17 protein-coding genes are annotated in these 19,316 nt (G+C 43.1%); 6 read left to right on the plus strand and 11 right to left on the minus strand.

Annotated elements, in window-relative coordinates:
* Positions 1 to 14 precede the first annotated feature (14 nt).
* The 4 genes from GKR61_RS13720 to GKR61_RS13735 are packed head-to-tail and all read left to right on the plus strand — an operon-like array spanning position 15 to position 5,198.
* Positions 15 to 767 (plus strand): fimbrial biogenesis chaperone, encoded by a 753-nt coding sequence (locus tag GKR61_RS13720; protein ID WP_108479251.1) that lies wholly within the window; start codon positions 15 to 17, stop codon positions 765 to 767.
* Complete coding sequence (locus GKR61_RS13725) at positions 758 to 1,507, plus strand: fimbrial biogenesis chaperone (RefSeq protein ID WP_154600157.1); 750 nt, start codon at positions 758 to 760, stop codon at positions 1,505 to 1,507. Before GKR61_RS13720 ends, GKR61_RS13725 begins: the two co-directional genes overlap by 10 nt.
* Positions 1,497 to 4,079: a fimbria/pilus outer membrane usher protein gene (locus GKR61_RS13730; protein ID WP_230083167.1), complete on the plus strand. Its 2,583-nt coding sequence runs from the start codon at positions 1,497 to 1,499 to the stop codon at positions 4,077 to 4,079. Before GKR61_RS13725 ends, GKR61_RS13730 begins: the two co-directional genes overlap by 11 nt.
* 15 nt (positions 4,080 to 4,094) lie before the next feature.
* Positions 4,095 to 5,198, plus strand: coding sequence for a hypothetical protein (locus GKR61_RS13735; RefSeq protein WP_154639847.1), 1,104 nt, complete (start codon positions 4,095 to 4,097; stop codon positions 5,196 to 5,198).
* Positions 5,199 to 5,264: 66 nt separating this feature from the next.
* Here GKR61_RS13735 and dxs read toward each other — a convergent pair whose 3' ends face one another.
* The 3 genes from dxs to xseB all read right to left on the minus strand — a co-directional run bounded on the left by dxs (position 5,265) and on the right by xseB (position 8,477).
* Positions 5,265 to 7,130 carry a 1-deoxy-D-xylulose-5-phosphate synthase gene (dxs, locus tag GKR61_RS13740; protein ID WP_036953864.1) on the minus strand — a complete coding sequence of 622 codons (1,866 nt, stop codon included), beginning with the start codon at positions 7,128 to 7,130 and terminating at the stop codon, positions 5,265 to 5,267.
* 174 nt (positions 7,131 to 7,304) lie between these two features.
* Entirely contained in the window at positions 7,305 to 8,222 is a 918-nt protein-coding gene (ispA, locus tag GKR61_RS13745; RefSeq protein WP_036953867.1) for a (2E,6E)-farnesyl diphosphate synthase, read from the minus strand.
* 3 nt (positions 8,223 to 8,225) lie between these two features.
* Entirely contained in the window at positions 8,226 to 8,477 is a 252-nt protein-coding gene (gene xseB / locus GKR61_RS13750) for an exodeoxyribonuclease VII small subunit (protein WP_036953869.1), read from the minus strand.
* 223 nt (positions 8,478 to 8,700) lie between these two features.
* On the opposite strand from xseB, the gene thiI reads away from it, so the two are divergent.
* Positions 8,701 to 10,152, plus strand: coding sequence for a tRNA uracil 4-sulfurtransferase ThiI (gene thiI, locus GKR61_RS13755; RefSeq protein ID WP_154600158.1), 1,452 nt, complete (start codon positions 8,701 to 8,703; stop codon positions 10,150 to 10,152).
* 54 nt (positions 10,153 to 10,206) lie between these two features.
* Here the strand turns inward: thiI and yajL are convergent, their stop codons facing one another.
* Both yajL and panE read right to left on the minus strand, forming a co-directional pair.
* Positions 10,207 to 10,800 (minus strand): protein deglycase YajL, encoded by a 594-nt coding sequence (yajL, locus tag GKR61_RS13760; RefSeq protein WP_132496187.1) that lies wholly within the window; start codon positions 10,798 to 10,800, stop codon positions 10,207 to 10,209.
* Positions 10,763 to 11,674 (minus strand): 2-dehydropantoate 2-reductase, encoded by a 912-nt coding sequence (gene panE, locus GKR61_RS13765; protein ID WP_154600159.1) that lies wholly within the window; start codon positions 11,672 to 11,674, stop codon positions 10,763 to 10,765. The genes yajL and panE overlap by 38 nt, the downstream gene beginning before the upstream one ends.
* 174 nt (positions 11,675 to 11,848) lie before the next feature.
* Between panE and GKR61_RS13770 the strand changes: the two genes are divergently transcribed.
* Positions 11,849 to 12,340, plus strand: a complete 492-nt coding sequence (locus GKR61_RS13770; protein WP_036953882.1) for a YajQ family cyclic di-GMP-binding protein — start codon at positions 11,849 to 11,851, stop codon at positions 12,338 to 12,340.
* A 76-nt stretch (positions 12,341 to 12,416) separates the two neighbouring features.
* On the opposite strand, the gene GKR61_RS13775 is transcribed toward GKR61_RS13770, so the two are convergent.
* The 6 genes from GKR61_RS13775 to cyoA all read right to left on the minus strand — a co-directional run bounded on the left by GKR61_RS13775 (position 12,417) and on the right by cyoA (position 18,954).
* The gene (locus GKR61_RS13775; RefSeq protein ID WP_036953884.1) at positions 12,417 to 13,778 is read right to left on the minus strand and encodes an MFS transporter; all 1,362 of its coding nucleotides are present in this window, start codon (positions 13,776 to 13,778) and stop codon (positions 12,417 to 12,419) included.
* Between the two features lie 350 nt (positions 13,779 to 14,128).
* Positions 14,129 to 15,016 (minus strand): heme o synthase, encoded by an 888-nt coding sequence (cyoE, locus tag GKR61_RS13780; RefSeq protein ID WP_036953887.1) that lies wholly within the window; start codon positions 15,014 to 15,016, stop codon positions 14,129 to 14,131.
* Positions 15,017 to 15,028: 12 nt separating this feature from the next.
* Positions 15,029 to 15,361, minus strand: coding sequence for a cytochrome o ubiquinol oxidase subunit IV (locus GKR61_RS13785; protein WP_006657209.1), 333 nt, complete (start codon positions 15,359 to 15,361; stop codon positions 15,029 to 15,031).
* On the minus strand, positions 15,362 to 15,976 hold the full coding sequence (locus GKR61_RS13790) for a cytochrome o ubiquinol oxidase subunit III (RefSeq protein ID WP_036953890.1): 615 nt from the start codon (positions 15,974 to 15,976) through the stop codon (positions 15,362 to 15,364).
* The gene (gene cyoB / locus GKR61_RS13795) at positions 15,966 to 17,957 is read right to left on the minus strand and encodes a cytochrome o ubiquinol oxidase subunit I (protein WP_036953892.1); all 1,992 of its coding nucleotides are present in this window, start codon (positions 17,955 to 17,957) and stop codon (positions 15,966 to 15,968) included. Before cyoB ends, GKR61_RS13790 begins: the two co-directional genes overlap by 11 nt.
* A 4-nt stretch (positions 17,958 to 17,961) precedes the next feature.
* Positions 17,962 to 18,954 carry a cytochrome o ubiquinol oxidase subunit II gene (gene cyoA, locus GKR61_RS13800; RefSeq protein WP_036953895.1) on the minus strand — a complete coding sequence of 331 codons (993 nt, stop codon included), beginning with the start codon at positions 18,952 to 18,954 and terminating at the stop codon, positions 17,962 to 17,964.
* Positions 18,955 to 19,316: the final 362 nt, after the last annotated feature.

Raw genomic sequence — 19,316 nt, forward strand, 5'->3', positions numbered from 1 at the left:
GAATACTTTCAAAAATGTTTAAGAAAACAGGTGCATTATTTTTCATTTCTCATTTATTGGTGCTGTTAATTAGCATTAACGTTAATTCAGCACAAGCGGGATTACGTCTAGAAAAAAGTCGTATTATTTGGAGTGATTCCGACACTCAGCAATCAGTGGCATTAACCAATGACAGTGATGACATTTATTTAATTCAGTCCGGTGTATTTAATACACCAACGGGCACTCAAGAATCGCCACTGTTTTCTGTTATTCCACCTTTATATCGTTTAGATGCGAATAAACAGCAAACGATGAAAGTCTTATTACAAAGCTCTCCAGAATCATTGCCTCAAGATAGAGAGTCAGTTTTCTATTTTAGCGCGATTGCTATTCCTGGTGTTTCTCCTGAATTAACAGAAAATGCAGCGGCGCAATTATCTATCGGTACTCGCTTAGTCATTAAGCTATTTTATCGTCCCGTTAAATTTACTCAGTCGCCAGATGCTGCCGTTGCTAATTTGCAATTTCATACATCGCCGAAAGGTTTATGTGTAGCGAATCACTCCCCTTATTTTATTACGCTCAGCGAAGTCAAAGTGGGTAATCAAGTGTTTGCTCAATTCGCTGGCACGATGGTGGCGCCTTTTAGTCAGCAGACATTGGCGATTTCAGAATCCATTTCCGTACAAACTCCGATGCGTTGGCAAGCCATCAATGATTACGGTGGTGACACTGCGCCTTACTCCGGTTCTGTGAAGGAGAATAAGGGGCTGTTATGTCAGTAATGAAATCGCTGTGTGGGTGGATTTTAATGATGACGCTAAGCCCTGCATTTGCCTCAGAGACAAATGAAGGTTTTCATTTTTCACCTGAACGTTTGGTCTATTTGGAAAGTAATACCAAAGGGATCTCTGCGGGTCTACAAAATGGTACCTCAAAAGCGGCATTGATCCAGGCGCAGGTTGTACCGACAGATCTTCAAACCGGTTTACCTTTGACTGAACATCAAGGGGAAAGTCATGAGGCTTTTTTGATTACGCCGCCATTACATAAATTAGATATCAATGAGCGTTTTAACTGGCGTATTCAGCGTGTTAATGATGGAAAGCTCGCTACCGATAGAGAAACTGTTTTCTACGTTGCACTGAAAGTGATCCCAGAATCTAGCGCGAATGATAAGGCCTCATCACAATTTATTTTGGCGCCAACTATTTATTTAAAAATGTTGTATCGCCCGAAACAAATTGAAGAATTGCGTTTAGATGCTCAAACCGCAAAGTTAGACGTCACTGTGCAAGGCAGCAAAATCACGATTACTAATCCAACGCCACTCTCTATGACATTAGCCAGCCTGTCAGTGGGGGATTATGAGGTGCCAGTAGAAAAGTTCACCCATGGAATTGCCCCTTTTGGGCAACAGGTTATTTTTCTCGAAAAAAATGTATCAGGTACGATTACATGGCGTGTGTTGAATGAATACAGCATACCGACAAAGGTTGAAGTGAGAGGCGAGAATGAAAGCTAAAATGCGTGATGGCGCTTTTACCGTCTCTCCGATTGCTTTGGCTCTGGCATGTTGTTTATCCATGGGGAATGCCGTGGCAGAACCTTATTTTGATCCGACACTATTAAATCTACCTGAAGGAACTAGCATAGATAGCATTGATTTATCTGCATTTACGCGTTCTGAATCGGTAACGGCGGGGCGTTATATGGTTACACTGAGGATCAACAAAGAAGATCAAGGGCAAAAAGAGATCTATTTTTCCGCAGATACGGCGGGAAATATTGTGCCGGAAATTACACCTGCGTTATTAGATGAATATGGCGTTAATGTTGAGAGTATTTCAACATTAAGATCCTTACCAAAAGATGAACCGATTGCGTCTTTAGAGGCTGCTCTACCAGATTCTCAAGTTCAGTTTGATATATCTAAGTTGGATCTCAATATCAATATTCCTCAAGTTGCCATGCGTCATAAATCGCGTGGTGCGATAGACCCGAGTTTATTGGACCAAGGGGTCACTGCGTTTTTGTTTAATTATCAAGTCAATGGAAGTAAACAAAAGCACAGTGGCTCCAGTGCAAGTGGTAAAAATACCAATGATTCGTTGTATGCCAATATTAGCGGTGGTTTTAACTTGGCGGCGTGGCGCTTGCGTTCAAACTTTCAGTATATGGAAAACAAATCCAAGAGCAATGGCTACAGCACTAGTCATCGGGAAAGCGAGTTTTCGCGCACAACGGTTTCACGGGACATTCAGCGTTTAGATTCTGAGTTAGTGATTGGGGAAACCAGTACACTCAGCGATGTCTTTGATAGCGTTCCATTTAAAGGTGTTCGCTTGTTATCGAATGAACTCATGCTGTCCAAAGGAGATCGTGGATTTGCTCCGGAAATTCGTGGTGTTGCAATGTCTAACTCGCGGATCATCATCAGACAAAATGGCAATATTATTTATCAAACCTATGTGGCACCAGGACCTTTTGTCATCAATGATATTTATCCAACGGGAACGGCAGGGGACTTAGAGGTTTCTGTTCAAGAGGAAGATGGAACAACGCGAGTATTCACTCAAGCATTCTCTTCATTGCCCGTCATGCAACGTGCTGGCGGAGTTAAATATGAAGTTGCTACGGGTAAATATGATGGAGGGATCACGGACGGTTCCAAAGAGCAGGAGTTTATTATGGGAACGCTGATCTATGGTTTACCGAAGTCAATCACTCTGTATACAGGTTTACTCGGGGCAAATCATTATTGGAGCGGAATGGTTGGAACTGGGATTTCACTCGGTAGTTTTGGTGCGCTTTCCATGGATATTACCCACGCACAAGCCTCAATTAATCATGAAAGTAAGCAAGGGCAATCTCTTCGTGTTCGCTATTCTAAAAACTTATCAGAAAGTGGCACATCCGTTGATTTAACCGCACTGCGCTACTCAACGAAAGAATACTACAGTTTTGCGGATTTCAACCAAGTAGGTTATCAGTTAAAAGAGAACGTTGCACCGTGGCTTAATGGTCGCCAGCGTAGCAGTTTCCAAACCTATATTAACCAATCTCTGGGTAAATGGGGTTCTATCTATTTACGCGGAATGCGCAGTGATTATTGGGGTAAATCTGACACAGTAACGACGCTAGGCATTGGTTATAACGGTTTTTATCGTGGTATCAACTATGGCATTGATTACAGCATTAGCCGTACCGAAGGTAATGGAAATTGGCCTGAAAATAAGCAAGTTAGTGTGAATATGAGTATTCCATTCAGCATTTTCAGTGAACACAAGAATATTGAGAACATTAATAGTACGTTCCAAGTGAGCCATGATAATTCAGGGCGCACTTACCAGCAGGTTGGTATTAATGGCCAGTTATTAGATAACAAGCTGAGTTATCAGCTGACTGAAAGTGGCGATAATCGCGATCAAAAAATGACAAGCTCGGTGAATGTGGGCTATCAAGGCAGTAAAGGGTATTACGGTGGCGGATATAGCTATGGTCGTGATAGCCAAATGATGTATGCCAATGCATCAGGTGGAATAGTTATCCATTCAGGTGGTGTTTTGCTAAGTCAGTATTTAGGTAATTCGGCAGCCATAGTTTATGCCCCAGATGCAGCGGGAACTAAGGTGAATAATGGCTCAACGGTTATCGATGCCAATGGCTACGGTATTATTCCGCATTTATCAGACTATACGCAAAATATTACAAATTTGGATGTGAATACATTACCTGAGAACGTTGAAAGCAAAGAGAATGCGCTGAACCTTTACCCAACTAAAGGGGCAATCGTGAGAGCGAACTTTAAAACCTTAAAAGGGTATCAAGCGATGATCACTTTGCAGCAACCAAACAACGTTCCAATGGGCGCAATCGCCTCGTTGCACCAAGATGATAATACAGATGATGCCATCATTTCAGGCATTGTAAGTGATAACGGACGCGTTTATTTAAGTGGATTGCCAGAGTCAGGGCAGATAGTTATCAAATGGGGTAAAAGTGGTTCCGAGCGCTGCGAAGCGCCTTTTAATATGGATAAATCCACAGAAAATGCCTATTCATCATTACGCAATTTAACCCTGTCATGCCACTAATTGGATGAATATTTTATGAAAATCAATGTAATAAAGAACAAGATATTAGTGGGATGGAAAAGCTTACTACTGAGCTGTGTGTTAACTTTTATGGCGAGTATACCCAGTTTTGCCAAAACAGTGACGGTTATGAATGGACGTGGATTGATTGGTGTTTATGGTGAATATAATACTTCGCTAACGGGGATGACGAACCCACCCGCTTGGAATGAAAAGGCTAATTTTTACTATGTACAGTTTTATAATAATTTTAATGGAATCATAAACTACTGTGTTGATCGTGGGGGGTTAGTCATCAATATTGATGGTGTCAGAGGGATGCCTATTGCTGGCGGTGAGATGATCATGGTACCTGAATTTGTGTTTGTTGATGAAAGAAGAAACTACTCAAACAATAGCTACCTCGATACCATCACTGGGCATTTTAATGGATGGGGATCTGGTACCAATGAGCAGTTAGGTATAGGAGACTGCCTCTGGTCCCCCAATCAAAGTACGCCAACACCGGCAATACGCCATACCGTTACCGCAACAGGGCGTATGTTGATTTATGGAACGGGTAACCAACGTAGTGGCACCTACCGATTAGATGATGATATTGGCATTGTTATTCAAAATCCTCAAAATAGAACGACTGCCAGGCAAATTGTTCCCAAAACAGAAAATATTATCGTGACGGTATCAGGGCTAACTTGCACATTAAATACACCATCTTATGTTAATTTTGGTTCTCATAGTGCAAGTAGCAAAAGTAATGAGTTGCTTTCTACTATGCGAAATAACATGTCGGTGCAGTGCGATCAAATTGCGAATAAGATCGCCGCGACGATTTCGTTATCAGGCAATGTGAAGCCGCAGTACTACGCTGGCAATAATCTGGAAGTGAACTTATTGAATGCTCAACAGCAAGCCGGTGCGTATGTCAAAATGTACGTCATGGTTAATGGTAATAAAACACCGATTACCTTAGATCAGAAGCCGATTGATTTAGCTAAAATTACCGCACTACAAACCAATGTTAGCTTTAATAATGAGCTAGTGTATGAGTTTTATTCTCGTGGTAATAATGTGGCGGGTAAGGTGAGTGGCAGTGCAGAATTATCAATAATTATGCGCTAAAAGTAAGATGAATTAGTCCGTGATTTAAGGCGTTACTTTTGTGGTAACGCCTTAATTTTTTATAAGTTACTTATTTTGGTAAGTATTGATGGAACTCACGATCCCTGCAGCATCTAAACCGAGATCTGCTAGTAACTCATCTTGGGTACCTTGGGGGATAAAGAAATCCGGTAGGCCCAAGTTCAGAACTGGTAGAATTTTCTTCTCGCTCATCAGGAATTCATTCACACCGCTGCCTGCACCGCCCATAATCGCATTTTCTTCCAGCGTTACGATTAGGTCATGGGTATTGGCCATTTCTAAGATCAGCGCTTCATCTAATGGTTTCACAAAACGCATATCCACGACGGTGGCATTGATTTGTTCTGCGGCTTCTAAGGCGTTACTCAGTAATGTCCCAAAGCTGAGGATCGCCACTTTTTCGCCTTGGCGGCGGACAATCCCTTTACCAATTTCAAGCGGTGCTAATGGCATTAGCTCAGCCCCTGTACCTGCGCCACGAGGGTAGCGAACCGCGGTAGGACCTTCTTGATAATGGTAGCCAGTGTGCAGCATTTGACGGCATTCATTTTCATCACTTGGCGTCATGATCACCATTGTTGGGATGCAACGTAAGAATGAAATATCGAATGATCCTTGGTGAGTTTGACCATCAGCACCGACGATACCGGCACGGTCAATGGCAAACATCACTGGGAGTTTCTGGATGGCCACATCGTGGATCACTTGGTCGTAACCACGTTGTAAGAACGTCGAGTAAATTGCTACGATCGGGTTATAACCCCCAATGGCAAGACCTGCGGCGAAGGTGACAGCATGCTGCTCGGCAATCGCGACATCAAAATATTGGTCTGGGTACTCTTTCGAGAAACGCACCATACCAGAACCTTCACGCATCGCTGGGGTGACGGCCATCAGTTTATCGTCGTCTTTAGCTTCTTCACATAACCAATCCCCAAAAATTTTGGAGAATGTCGGTCTGGTATCTTTGCTTTTTGGTAACGTAAAAGTGGCAGGGTCAAACTTAGGTACGGCGTGCCAGCTAATTGGGTCTTTCTCTGCCGGCTCATAGCCACGACCTTTTTTGGTCATAATGTGCAGGAATTGAGGTCCTTTTAACTCGCGCATATTTTTTAACGTTTGGATCAGCGCAATCACATCGTGTCCGTCAACAGGACCAATGTAGTTAAAGCCTAATTCTTCAAACATGGTGCCAGGCACAACCATGCCTTTGATATGTTCTTCCGTTTTCTTGAGTAACTCTTTGATTGGCGGAATATTCGAGAAAACTTTCTTTCCACCTTCACGCAGCGTGGTATATAGCTTGCCGGAAAGTAAATGGGCTAAATGGTTATTCAGCGCGCCAACGTTTTCTGAAATCGACATTTCATTGTCGTTGAGGATCACCAGCATATCGGGCGCAGCATCCCCAGCATGGTTCATTGCTTCGAAAGCCATACCCGCAGTAATGGCGCCATCACCGATAACACAAACTGTTTTGCGGTTTTTATCTTCTTTTTCCGCGGCGATAGCCATACCTAAACCGGCACTAATGGAGGTTGAGGAATGACCAACACTAAGAATGTCGTACTCGCTTTCAGCACGCCATGGGAATGGATGTAACCCATTTTTTTGACGAATGGTGTCGATTCTGTCACGGCGCCCAGTCAAAATTTTGTGCGGGTACGCTTGATGACCGACGTCCCAAACAAGATTATCAAACGGGGTTTTATAGACATAATGTAGAGCAACAGTTAATTCAATGGCGCCCAATCCAGAGGCAAAGTGACCGCTCGAGCGACTGACGCTATTTAATAGAAATTGTCTCAGTTCATCACAAAGCTTTGGCAAGCTTTCTTTTGGCAGAAGGCGCAGTTCATCAGGCGTCTCTGCCAGTGCCAGCGTTGGATATTTCGCGGTATCTATACTCATTAGGTGCTCACTACTTAAATTAATTAGGGCGATGCCTGTTAACGTCGAGCGGTTGCTGACCGTGCTTTTTTTGTGTTGAACGTATTTTATAAGTCGTCACAACGGCTCTAAGTTACTCAGGTAATCAATGTTATAATTATCAGTCTTATCTATACCAAAAGGCAAAGCATATTGTTAGCTTTTGCGCTCAATGACAAAATTGGCTAAAGCTCTCAATAACTCTGTATTGTAACCTTGAGATTGCAATGATTCTAAAGCCGCGATCGCATCTTGATAGAGCTCTTTGGCTTTTTGTTGGGCAGCTTCAAGACCTAACAGTGATGGATAAGTGCTTTTTTCATGTTGTTCATCAGCACCTTGGCGTTTGCCTGTCACTGCGCTGTCTCCGATAACATCTAGAATATCGTCTTGAACTTGAAAGGCAAGCCCAATAGATTCGGCGTATTTATCTAAACTAGCTAATGCTTGATGACCTTTATGACCTGCGGCATAGGCGCCGAGACGAATAGCGGCTCGAATTAACGCTCCAGTTTTATGCTGGTGGATACGCTCGAGCGAAATTAGATCAACGCGCTTGCCTTCAGCATCAAGATCCAATGCTTGTCCACCGCACATCCCCGCTAAACCGCTGGCATAAGCCAGTTCTGCAATCATCGCAATACGGTCTTTATCGGACACATCAGGCATAGGGGCGCTGGAGAGTAATTGGAATGCGAATGTTTGTAAGGCATCTCCGGCGAGTACGGCATTACCTTCACCAAACTTTATGTGACAAGTTGGTTGCCCGCGGCGCAGGTCGTCGTCATCCATGGCAGGTAAATCATCATGGATCAGCGAATAAGCATGAATGCATTCTACAGCGGCAGCGGGCGCATCTAAGTTATCAAGGCTAACGCCCAGCATTTCACCGACGGCATACGTTAAGAAAGGGCGTAAGCGTTTACCACCAAGTAAAGTGCCATATTTCATGGCTTGCGCTAATGGCAAATCAGCAAAAGGGAGCGCATCTAATGAGGTTAATAAGTATTGATTAACTCTGTCATGAGCTTGGCGTTGCTGGCGCACAAAGGTGTCTGGGTGTTGTTCGGACATAATTTATTCTGTATCAGGTGAGAAATCGTCGAGGGCTTTATTTTCGTCATCGCTCAGCAAAATTTGTACACGCTGTTCTGCTTGCTGGAGGACTTTTTGACCTTGCTTAGCAATTTGGACGCCTCGCTCAAATTCGTTTAAGGCATCTTCCAAAGGCAGCTCTCCGGATTCTAGGCGAGCGACAATTTGCTCAAGCTCTTGAAGGGAGTTTTCAAAACTAACAGTGGGAACTTGCTGAGATTTTTCTTTAGCCATAATCGTTAATCACTAATGTTAAATCACTTAAAAGTGGGGGGAACTTTAATTATTGTGCAGACTAACTTAGTCTCGCAATGGTTACAATTTATTATTGGTGTTTTTAGATTCAGTACGCAAGATAGTGCTATAATACGCCTCTTTATTGACAACTGGTAAAGTGCACGACAGTCACTTTTTCGCAACGTCCGTTTGCCCCACTAACCAAGAACATGCCACGACTATGAAGTTTATTATTAAGTTATTCCCAGAAATCACTATCAAAAGCCAAACAGTTAGACTCCGTTTTATTAAAATTCTAACCAGTAATATCCGCAATGTATTGAAGAGTCTTGGCGAAGAGATCTCGGTTGTCCGTAATTGGGATAACATTGAAGTGCGTGTTAAAGGGGAATCAAAGCACGACGAAATTTGTGACATGCTGAGCCGTATTCCTGGTATCCACCACATCTTAGAAGTTGAAGAGAAGCCTTTTACCAGTTTACACCATATTTTTGAAATGACACTGGAAGCCTACGGGGCATCGGTGGAGAACAAAACGTTCTGTGTGCGTGTGAAGCGCCGTGGTAAACACGAATTTTCATCCATTGATGCAGAGCGTTATATCGGCGGCGGCTTAAATCAGCATATTGCCTCTGCAAAAGTGAAACTGAAAGATCCTGATACCACCGTACATCTGGAAATTGAAGATGATAATTTGATTCTCGTGAAAGCGCGTATCGAAGGGATCGGCGGTTTCCCAATTGGTACACAAGAAGATGTACTGTCACTGATTTCAGGTGGTTTTGACTCCGGGGTTTCCAGCTATATGTTAATGCGCCGTGGTTGCCGAGTGCATTACTGCTTCTTTAATCTCGGCGGTGCTGCCCATGAAATTGGCGTAAAGCAAATTGCTCACTATTTATGGAACCGCTTTGGCAGCTCCCATAAAGTGCGTTTTATTGCCGTTAACTTTGAACCTGTTGTGGCTGAGATTTTAGAGAAAGTCGATGACGGTCAAATGGGTGTCGTATTAAAACGTATGATGGTACGTGCGGCTTCTAAAGTGGCTGAGCGCTATGGCGTTCAAGCTATCGTAACGGGTGAAGCACTGGGACAGGTTTCTAGCCAAACGCTAACTAACTTACGTTTAATTGATAATGCGTCAGATACCTTAGTGTTACGTCCGCTGATCTCTCACGATAAAGAACACATTATCAAGTTAGCTCGTCAAATTGGTACGGAAGATTTCGCGAAAACCATGCCGGAATATTGCGGTGTGATTTCGAAAAGCCCAACCGTGAAAGCGGTGAAAGCACGTATTGAAGCGGAAGAAGAGAACTTTGATTTTGGTATCTTAGAGTCTGTCGTTGAGCAGGCACAAAACATTGATATTCGCGAGATTGCGCAAGAAAGTCTTGAGAAAGTACCTGAAGTTGAGATGGTTAGCCAACTTTCGGCAGATAATGAAGTTATCTTAGATATTCGCTCAATCGATGAGTTTGAAGATAAACCATTGAAGGTCGAAGGAATTGAAATTAAACATATTCCATTCTATAAGCTTGGTACGCAGTTCGGTGATTTACCTAAAGAGAAAACGTACCTGCTGTATTGCGACCGTGGCGTGATGAGCCGTCTGCAAGCGTTGTACTTGAAAGAGCAAGGCTTTGAGAATATTAAGGTTTATCGCCCGTAAGTTGTCAGGTGATATTGAACAAAAAAGCGAGCTGATTAGCTCGCTTTTTTGTTTCTAATCTTCCAGATAATCATTAATGCCCGGTGGCAAAACGAGTTGTGAGGCGACATTGGCAGCGGTTTCTCGCCCTTGCAATAATTCAATCAATTTCAGTGCAAAGTCAAAGGCTGTCGCAGGGCCTTGGCTAGTCAGTAAATTTACTCGCTCATCAAAATAGACGCGTTTATCGACCCATTTATGGGCTGGAATTTTATCCCGCATGCTTGGAAAACCAGTCATGTTTCCGAGAGGAAATAGCTGGTGGTATTCCAAAACTAATGCAGGGGCGGCACAAATGGCTGCCACAATTTTTCCATCTAAATGCATGCGCCTGACTTTCTCAACCACCAGTGGGCTATCACGAAAAGCTTCTGCACCGGCTAGACCACCGGGTAACACGATGGCGTCAAAAGGTTCGTCCGCAACGCGGATGATGGGCAGGTCAGCAACGAGTTTAATACCTCGAGATGCGGTTATCTCTAACGCTCCGTCTTCCGTCACACTGGCTAATGTCACCTGTATTCCGGCACGAACCAGTAAATCGGCAGTAGTGACTGTTTCAATTTCTTCACTACCATTGGCGATGCATATCAGCACGGAGGTTGTCATAACTTTGTTCTCTATTTTTAATTAAGTGGTACAAACGGTCATTCTCAGGGGTAGCTAAGCCATGAGCTCGGGCTTTTTTGATTAAGAAGCCCGTGATGTAATCAATTTCAGTTCTGCGATGATGACGCACATCTTGCAGCATGGATGAATAGTTTTCTGAGGTTTGATGGATAATGTCATAGACGCGCTCAGTCATCTCTTCTTTATCTGTATGCAATCCCTCGGCAACCATCACTTGGCAGCATTCATCTATGACCCGAACAATCTGTTCTGGATAGTGAATGATTTGCCCATTGGTACAATTGTGTTCCGTGGAAAGCGGGTTTATCACGCAATTAACCACCAGTTTTCGCCAAATAGTATTGAGGATTTGATTATGCCATGCCACATCCGGTAGGGCTTCATGCAAAATATTGGCGATAGGGTAATAAGCTTCTGCTTGAGAGTTGACGGCGCCGATATGAGTGATGCCGCTAGCAATATGAAAAACTTGGTTGTTATCTTGCCATGCCGCATGAGTTGTGACCCCACTCAAAAATGGATGGCGTAATGTGCCTAACTCTTCCAATGTGCCTAATCCGTTATGCAGTAGGAGAATAGGGCTAGTTTCAGGAATAATGGGCTGCAGGGGCAATAAGGCATCCGAAACTTGCCATGCTTTCAAACAGACGATCACTAATTCGCTTGTGTGTAGGTGCTGATGATTATTGCAAGGAATTAATTCGCGGAAAATTTTATCGTCAGGTCCATTAACATCAACAAATAAGTCGGATTGAGCAACTCGCAGCCATCCTTGGACATCGTGTCCTTGTGAGGAGAGGGCGGCTAGCCAAAGTTTACCAATAGCACCACAGCCAATCAGGGTTATTTTCATCGATTTTCCCTACTATCTGAGAGCGGTTGATTTGGATTAATAACCGCCATCATAGCGATTTTAATAGGATATCCAAATAATTAGTTGTGTTATACAAGTGAGCCAATCTGACAACATGGAGTGTCATGGGCAAATAAGCTATTATAAGCCAATTGATTATAGGAGAGCGTTAAAATGCCATCATTTGATATTGTATCTGAAGTTGAAATGAGTGAAGTCCGCAATGCGGTAGAAAATGCTCAGCGTGAACTTACTAGCCGTTGGGATTTTAAAAACATCACTGCAAGCTTTGAGCTGAACGATAAAAATGAGTCTATCAAAGTGACCAGTGAATCCGATTTCCAAGTTTTACAACTGCTTGATATTTTAAGAGAGAAAATGGCAAAACGGGGAATTGATGGCGCAGTGCTGAATGTCCCTGAAGATATTGTACATAGTGGTAAAACTTACAGCGTGGAAGTGACTTTAAAACAAGGCATTGAAGCGAGTATGGCGAAGAAAGTTGTTAAGCTGATTAAAGACAGCAAGTTGAAAGTGCAGGCGCAAATTCAAGGTGAACAAGTGCGTGTAACGGGCAAAGCGCGAGATGATTTGCAAGCTGTTATGGCGTTAGTCCGTGGCGGCAATTTAGGTCAACCATTCCAGTTCAATAACTTCCGCGACTAATTGATAAGCGTGTTTTAGTTATTGAAAATAGCCCGCGATATTGCGGGCTATTTGTTATTTATAAGATTACATATGATTAAGCATGAACAATGGCTTCAAGCTCTGCTCGGTTAACCACTTTTTTATCAATCTTGATATAAATACTCATCTCTTCAGCAATCACAACCACATCAAGCACACCGTTCATGGCTTTTAGCTGTTCCTGAAGCTTACTGATATTTTTAAAACGATGCGGGAGAACCATGCGAATACTGCTGACGTAAGGCGGTTGTTTCATGGTTAAGCTGATAACGAACCAGATAACGCAAAGTAGTAATCCGCCGATAAATACGGTGCTGGCCCCTTCAAATTTATACAACCAGCCGCCCAGAATTCCGCCTAAGGCTACTCCTAGAAATTGGCTGGTGGAGTAGACGCCCATGGCTGTGCCTTTGTATCCGGCAGGCGCTTCTTTACTGATCAGGGACGGCAAAATGGCTTCCATCACGTTAAATGCAATAAAGAACAGTTGGATCCCTAAGAAGATAATCCAAAGTTGGCGACCTGATTGCCATAAAACAATTTCCGCAGCCGCTAAGAGCAAAATGCAGAACAGGAAAACCTGCTTCATCTTGCGCTGTTTTTCCGCGTAAATAATAAAAGGAAGTACGCAAACAAAGGCGACTAACATGGTGACTAAATACGCTTTCCAGTGATCTTTTGCCAAGTAACCGGCATCGGCCATGATCAAGGGGAGGGCGACAAAGCTGGACATTAACAGTGTATGTAGGCTTAAAATCCCAACATTCAGCTTGAGAAGTTGAGAGTTAAGTAAAACGGCTTTTAAATTGCTTTTAACAAAAGCAGATTCACGGTTTACAACATGGTGAGTATTGTTAGGTACCACAAAGATAGTAACGAAAATAGCGCCGACGGCTAATAAAGTGATTCCCCAAAATAAACCGCTTAAACCAACGGCATGGGTTACAATCGGTCCTAAAACTAAGGCAATAGCAAACGTTACGCCAAAGCTTATACCTAAAAATGCCATCGCTTTTGTACGATTTTGCTCACGGGTCAAATCCGATAACAAGGCCATAACGGCAGCAGAGATAGCGCCAGCTCCCTGTAAAGCTCGACCAATAATAATGCCCCAAATAGAATCGCTTAATGCGGCAATGACGCTGCCCATAATAAATATCAGCAACCCAAAAATAATCAGTGGTTTGCGACCAATACGGTCAGACATTAAACCAAAAGGAATTTGAAAAACAGCTTGGCTAAGCCCATAAATACCAATCGCCAAACCAATCAAAAACTCGTTAGCGCCCTGTAAATGCATCCCATAGCTGGTGAGGATCGGGAGCACCATAAACATGCCAAGCATGCGAAGGGAGAATACGGATCCTAGTCCCCAAGTTGCTCGGAGTTCTAAAGCTGTCATTTTATTATCGTTCATAAATACTCGTCATATTTCGGGTTGTAGCTGTGTTGGCAGCGCTCACTAACTCAGGTCACATACTGGTGTATGCTCCCTGAGATTAGTTTCACTTGCCACCTTGCTACAACACGAACTATTTTGAGTATTCAATTTCTATTCTTTTTATTTCGGGCTGTAGCGGTGCTGGTGTTAATTTAATTTAAATCAATGAGTTAAGTTAGTTTGCTATATGACAATATTGGTTTATTAATAGCAGGCGGCTATTTAACCATAAAAATCATCACAAAAATATTCGCAGACAAAGAAAAACGGCGGGAAGTTTGCACTCCCCGCCGTTTGAACACATTTATTGTCAATGATGCAATAAATTATCGGACTAACGCTATAACAGTATCGCTTGTAACGGTTGGGTCAACTGACATCATCACACTTAGCGAAGTAATCGCAACGATGGAGAAGATGAACAGTTTACGCGCCCAAACTCGGTCGTCATTTTCGGTTTTGAAACCAGAAATTGCCATACCAAGCCACCATAAGCTAACCGCAGCGCCGACAACCAGATATTTATAGCCCGCGTATCCGCTAATCGCTAACATTAATGTTGCGACCATAAACGCAAGGATATACAAGAATATATGAGTCTTAGCGACAGATATGCCCTTGATCACCGGTAACACCGGAATGTTTGCGGCTTTGTAATCCTTAAAGCGGAAAATTGCGATGGCATATGAGTGCGGCATCTGCCACAAGCTGAATATTAACAGCAGGATTAAGGCTCCAGCGTCAAATTCATTTGTGACAGCGCAGTAGCCGATAACCGGTGGTGCTGCGCCAGATAGGCTGCCAATCAACGTGCCATAAACTGACTTACGCTTCATGTACAGGCTATACACGCCCACGTACACAATGAAACCAATGAGTGCAAGTAGCATTGCCAGTGCATTGGCTGCTACGAGTAGCAGCACCATACCAGCAATACCTAATGCAGCAGCGTAAATCAGGCTAACTTTCGGGTCAATCAGCCCTTTAACTAAAGGGCGATTCTTAGTTCTTTCCATGATACGGTCAATATCACGGTCGATGTAGTTGTTAAATACACAACCAGAAGCCACGACCAATGATACACCCAGCAAAGTCGCAATAAACAGCGGGTAGTCAATTGACCCTTTAGAGGCCAGCAGAAAACCGCCGATCACAGAAATCAAATTTCCGAATATAATTCCTGGTTTGGTCACTTGCAGGTATTGCTTAAACATATCGGCAACTCTTTAGTCGAGCATCATATTGATGTTCAGGTTGTACATAATCCACAGAGAGCCAATAACAACGATACCGATGATTAGCATAGTGAACAGGAATGCAATCAGGTTCCAGCGCTCATCTGATGATGTATTCATGTGTAAGAAACAAACAAGGTGTACAAGGATTTGCACAACAGCCATTCCAACAACAGTTGCTAGAATAACGCCTTGTGAAGCTGTTCCATTCATCACCATCCAGAAAGGAATTACAGTCAGGATAACTGACAGAATAAAGCCAATCAGGTATGTCTTAACGCTACCGTGGCTTGCTCCAGTATGAGCATCTTTTGCATGACTCATTTAAATAGCCCCCAGAAGATAAACAACGGTAAATACACAGATCCAAACAACATCTAAGAAGTGCCAGAACAGGCTCAGGCAGTTCAGACGGGTTTTGTTAACCGCAGTCAGACCACGACGACAGTTTTGGATAATCATCAGAATGATCCAAACCAGACCACAAGTTACGTGGATACCGTGAGTCGCAACTAATGCGAAGAAAGCAGATAAGAAGCCACTGCGATCTGGGCCGTAGCCTTCAGCGATCAGTTCGTGGAACTCATAAACTTCCATAACAACGAAGCCAAGACCAAATAAGAAAGTAATGAACAGCCATAAGTTAACGGCAGCCACTTTCTCTTTATGCATTGCAATCATTGCAAAACCGTAGGTGATACTACTGAATAACAGTAAGAATGTTTCACCTAATACGAACTGCAAACTAAAGATGTCTTTACCAGCAGGACCGCCAGCAGTGCCATCAGATAAAACCACGTAAGTTGCAAACAAGCTAGCAAACAGGATCAGGTCACTCATTAAGTAGATCCAGAATCCGAATACTTTTGTTGCACCCGCATCGTGGTGCCCATGCTCTGCATGGGCTACATTATGATTAGTCATTGTATTAGTTGACATCGTTCACACCTGCCTTACGTAATTCTTCAAAGTGCTTATTCTCGATTTGTTCGATTTCAGCCACAGGTACGTAGTAATCAACATCTTCGTCGAAGCTTTTTGCAATCCAAGTAACAATCATGCCACCGAAACCAACGATTGCCAGCCACCAGATGTGCCAGATCATTGCGAAACCAAAAATTAAGCTAAATGCAGCGATGATAACGCCAGCGCCTGTATTTTTCGGCATATGAATTTCTTCATATGAAGTAGGTTTCTTATGAGCGATACCTTTCTCTTTCATATCCCACCAAGCATCGCGAGTTTGAATCTGTGGTTCAACAGCGAAGTTGTAGAATGGTGCCGGAGAAGAAGTTGCCCACTCCAGAGTACGTCCACCCCATGGGTCACCGGTTAAATCACGGTTTTCATGACGGTCACGGATACTCACGATAATTTGGATAACTTGGCAAGCAATACCCAGAGCAATCAGACCAGCACCACACGCAGCTGCAACCAGCATACCGTGATAGGTTGGATCAATATTTTGGCTCAGACGACGGGTCATGCCCATAAAGCCAAGGATATATAACGGCATGAATGCTAAGAAGAAACCAGTGATCCAGAACCAGAAGGCACGAACACCCCATTTCTCATTCAGCGTGAAGCCGTAAGCTTTCGGGAACCAGTAAGTCATACCAGCGAAGCATCCGAATACTACACCACCGATAATAACGTTATGGAAGTGAGCAATCAGGAACAGGCTGTTGTGCAGAACGAAGTTCGCACCTGGAACCGCTAAGAGAACACCAGTCATACCACCCACAGAGAAGGTGATGATAAAACCGATAGTCCATAACATTGGTGATTTGAACTCGATACGACCTTGGTACATGGTGAACAGCCAGTTGAAAATCTTAACCCCTGTAGGGATTGCGATAATCATTGTAGCGATACCAAAGAAGGCGTTAACGTTCGCACCTGATCCCATCGTAAAGAAGTGGTGTAACCAAACGATGAAGGACATAACGGTGATAACGATGGTTGCCCACACTAATGAGGTATAACCAAACAAACGCTTTTTCGAGAAGGTTGCTGCAATTTCTGAGAACACACCGAACACTGGCAGAACAAGGATATACACCTCAGGGTGACCCCATGCCCAAATCAGGTTGATGTACATCATCATGTTGCCGCCCATATCGTTAGTGAAGAAATGGGTGCCCAGATAACGGTCTAATGTCAGTAACGTGATGGTCACTGTCAGAATTGGGAATGCTGCAATAATCAGGATGTTAGTACAGAATGCTGCCCAGCTAAATACTGGCATTTTCATCATCGACATACCCGGTGCACGCATGCGGATAATGGTCGCGAAGAAGTTAACACCTGTTAATAGCGTACCAATACCGGATATCTGGAGACTCCATATCCAATAATCGACCCCGACCCCAGGGTTGTACTCCAAGCCGGACAGAGGAGGGTATGCTAACCAACCAGTTTGTGCGAATTCACCTACCCCTAATGAGATGTTGATTAATACAACACCTACTACGAAGAACCAGAAGCTCAGTGAGTTAAGGAATGGGAATGCAACGTCACGGGCACCAATTTGCAGAGGAACAACTAAGTTCATCAGACCAACAACAAATGGAGTTGCCATGAAGAAAATCATGATAACGCCGTGCGCTGTAAAGATCTGATCATAGTGGTGAGGGTTTAAGAAACCTTCTTGACCCGCTGAAGCCAGCACTTGCTGACCACGCATCATGATAGCATCCGCGAATCCACGGAATAACATCACCATCGCAACGATGATGTACATAATACCAATTTTTTTATGGTCAACAGACGTTAACCACTCTTTCCACAGCCATTTCCATTTTCCGAAATAGGTGATTGCACCAACTAAGCCAAGTCCACCGAGGACAATGGCAATCAGTGTAATAACGATAATCGGTTCATGAAGTGGAACTGCGTCCAGTGTTAATTTTCCAAACATGCCCTTATTCCTCAGCGCCTGCATGAGCGTTATGGCTCATATGCATTGAATGACCTGTAGATTCTTGCGCTTGAGCAGTGTTGCCCATGTGCATAGAATGATTTGCTTCATTATTCGCATCTACAGGAGCGTGACCTTTATGGTGCTCATGACCAAACTTCATAATGATGTCTTCATAAAGTTTAGGTTTCACGCTAGAGAAGTAGGTAACAGGAACGTTCATGCTAGGTTTAGCAACTTCGTCGAATGCCTGCATCGTATCCATAGTTTTTGGTGATGCTTTTACTTTCTGTACCCACTCATCGAAGCCTTGGCGATCTGCTGTAGCAATAGCATTAAACTTCATATCTGAGAATCCGTGACCGCTATAGCTTGCTGAGAAGCCTTTATAGGTACCTGGTTCGTTAGCGATTAAGTGAAGTTTTGTCTGCATACCCGCCATCGCGTAGATCTGTCCACCTAAAGATGGGATGAAGAATGAGTTCATCACAGAATCAGACGTGATTTTGAAGTTTACAGGAACACCAGTAGGGAATGCGATTTCATTGACTGTAGCAATGCCTTGATCTGGATAGATAAAGATCCATTTCCAGTCAGCTGAAATAACTTGAATGGTAACAGGTTCCTGATCACTAACTAATGGCTGATACGGGTCCAGCTCATGAGTCGTTTTCCAAGTGATAGCACCTAGAATAATGATAATAATGATAGGAACTGTCCAGCAGACTAACTCAATTTTGTTAGAGTGAGCCCAGTTAGGACGGTAGGTAGCTGACTTATTGGATTCACGATATTTTACAGCGAAGATAATCGCCATAAAAATAACAGGAATCACAACAAGGAGCATCAAACCAATTGCAATAAGAATCAGTTCTTTTTGTTTTACGCCAACGGCGCCTTTCGGATCCATCAACACCATATCACAACCGCCTAATAATAAGGCTGCTGCAACAAGTGAGATTGCTCCAATGCTTTTTTTGTAGTTCATAAGTCTCATCCACGACCCCAAATGACAAGAATCTAATTGTCGTTTCATCAGTGCGGGCATTTTACGGTAAGGTTGTGCGAGTGTAAATGATTGTAAGGTAAAGAAACGGAATTGTTAGCTCTTTATGTTAATATGATCACATGTAAAGCTTTTGCTTCTAAAAAGTTAAAATTGCTGCTAATTATAGGTATGTTTTGATAAAACAGTATGAATACTAAATTATCTTGGTAATTTTTCAAAGAAAAATATATACAAAATTGACAAAAAAATGTGAAAACTGCTTGGGTTGTTAAGATATTCCGTAGGGGAAATCACTGATTATATTGCCGATAAAGTGAAATTGGCTACTTTACCGGCAAAATAATAAAGAA

Origin of the sequence: Providencia sp. wls1916 (assembly GCF_009706585.1) — a bacterium.
Taxonomy (GTDB): domain Bacteria; phylum Pseudomonadota; class Gammaproteobacteria; order Enterobacterales; family Enterobacteriaceae; genus Providencia; species Providencia lanzhouensis.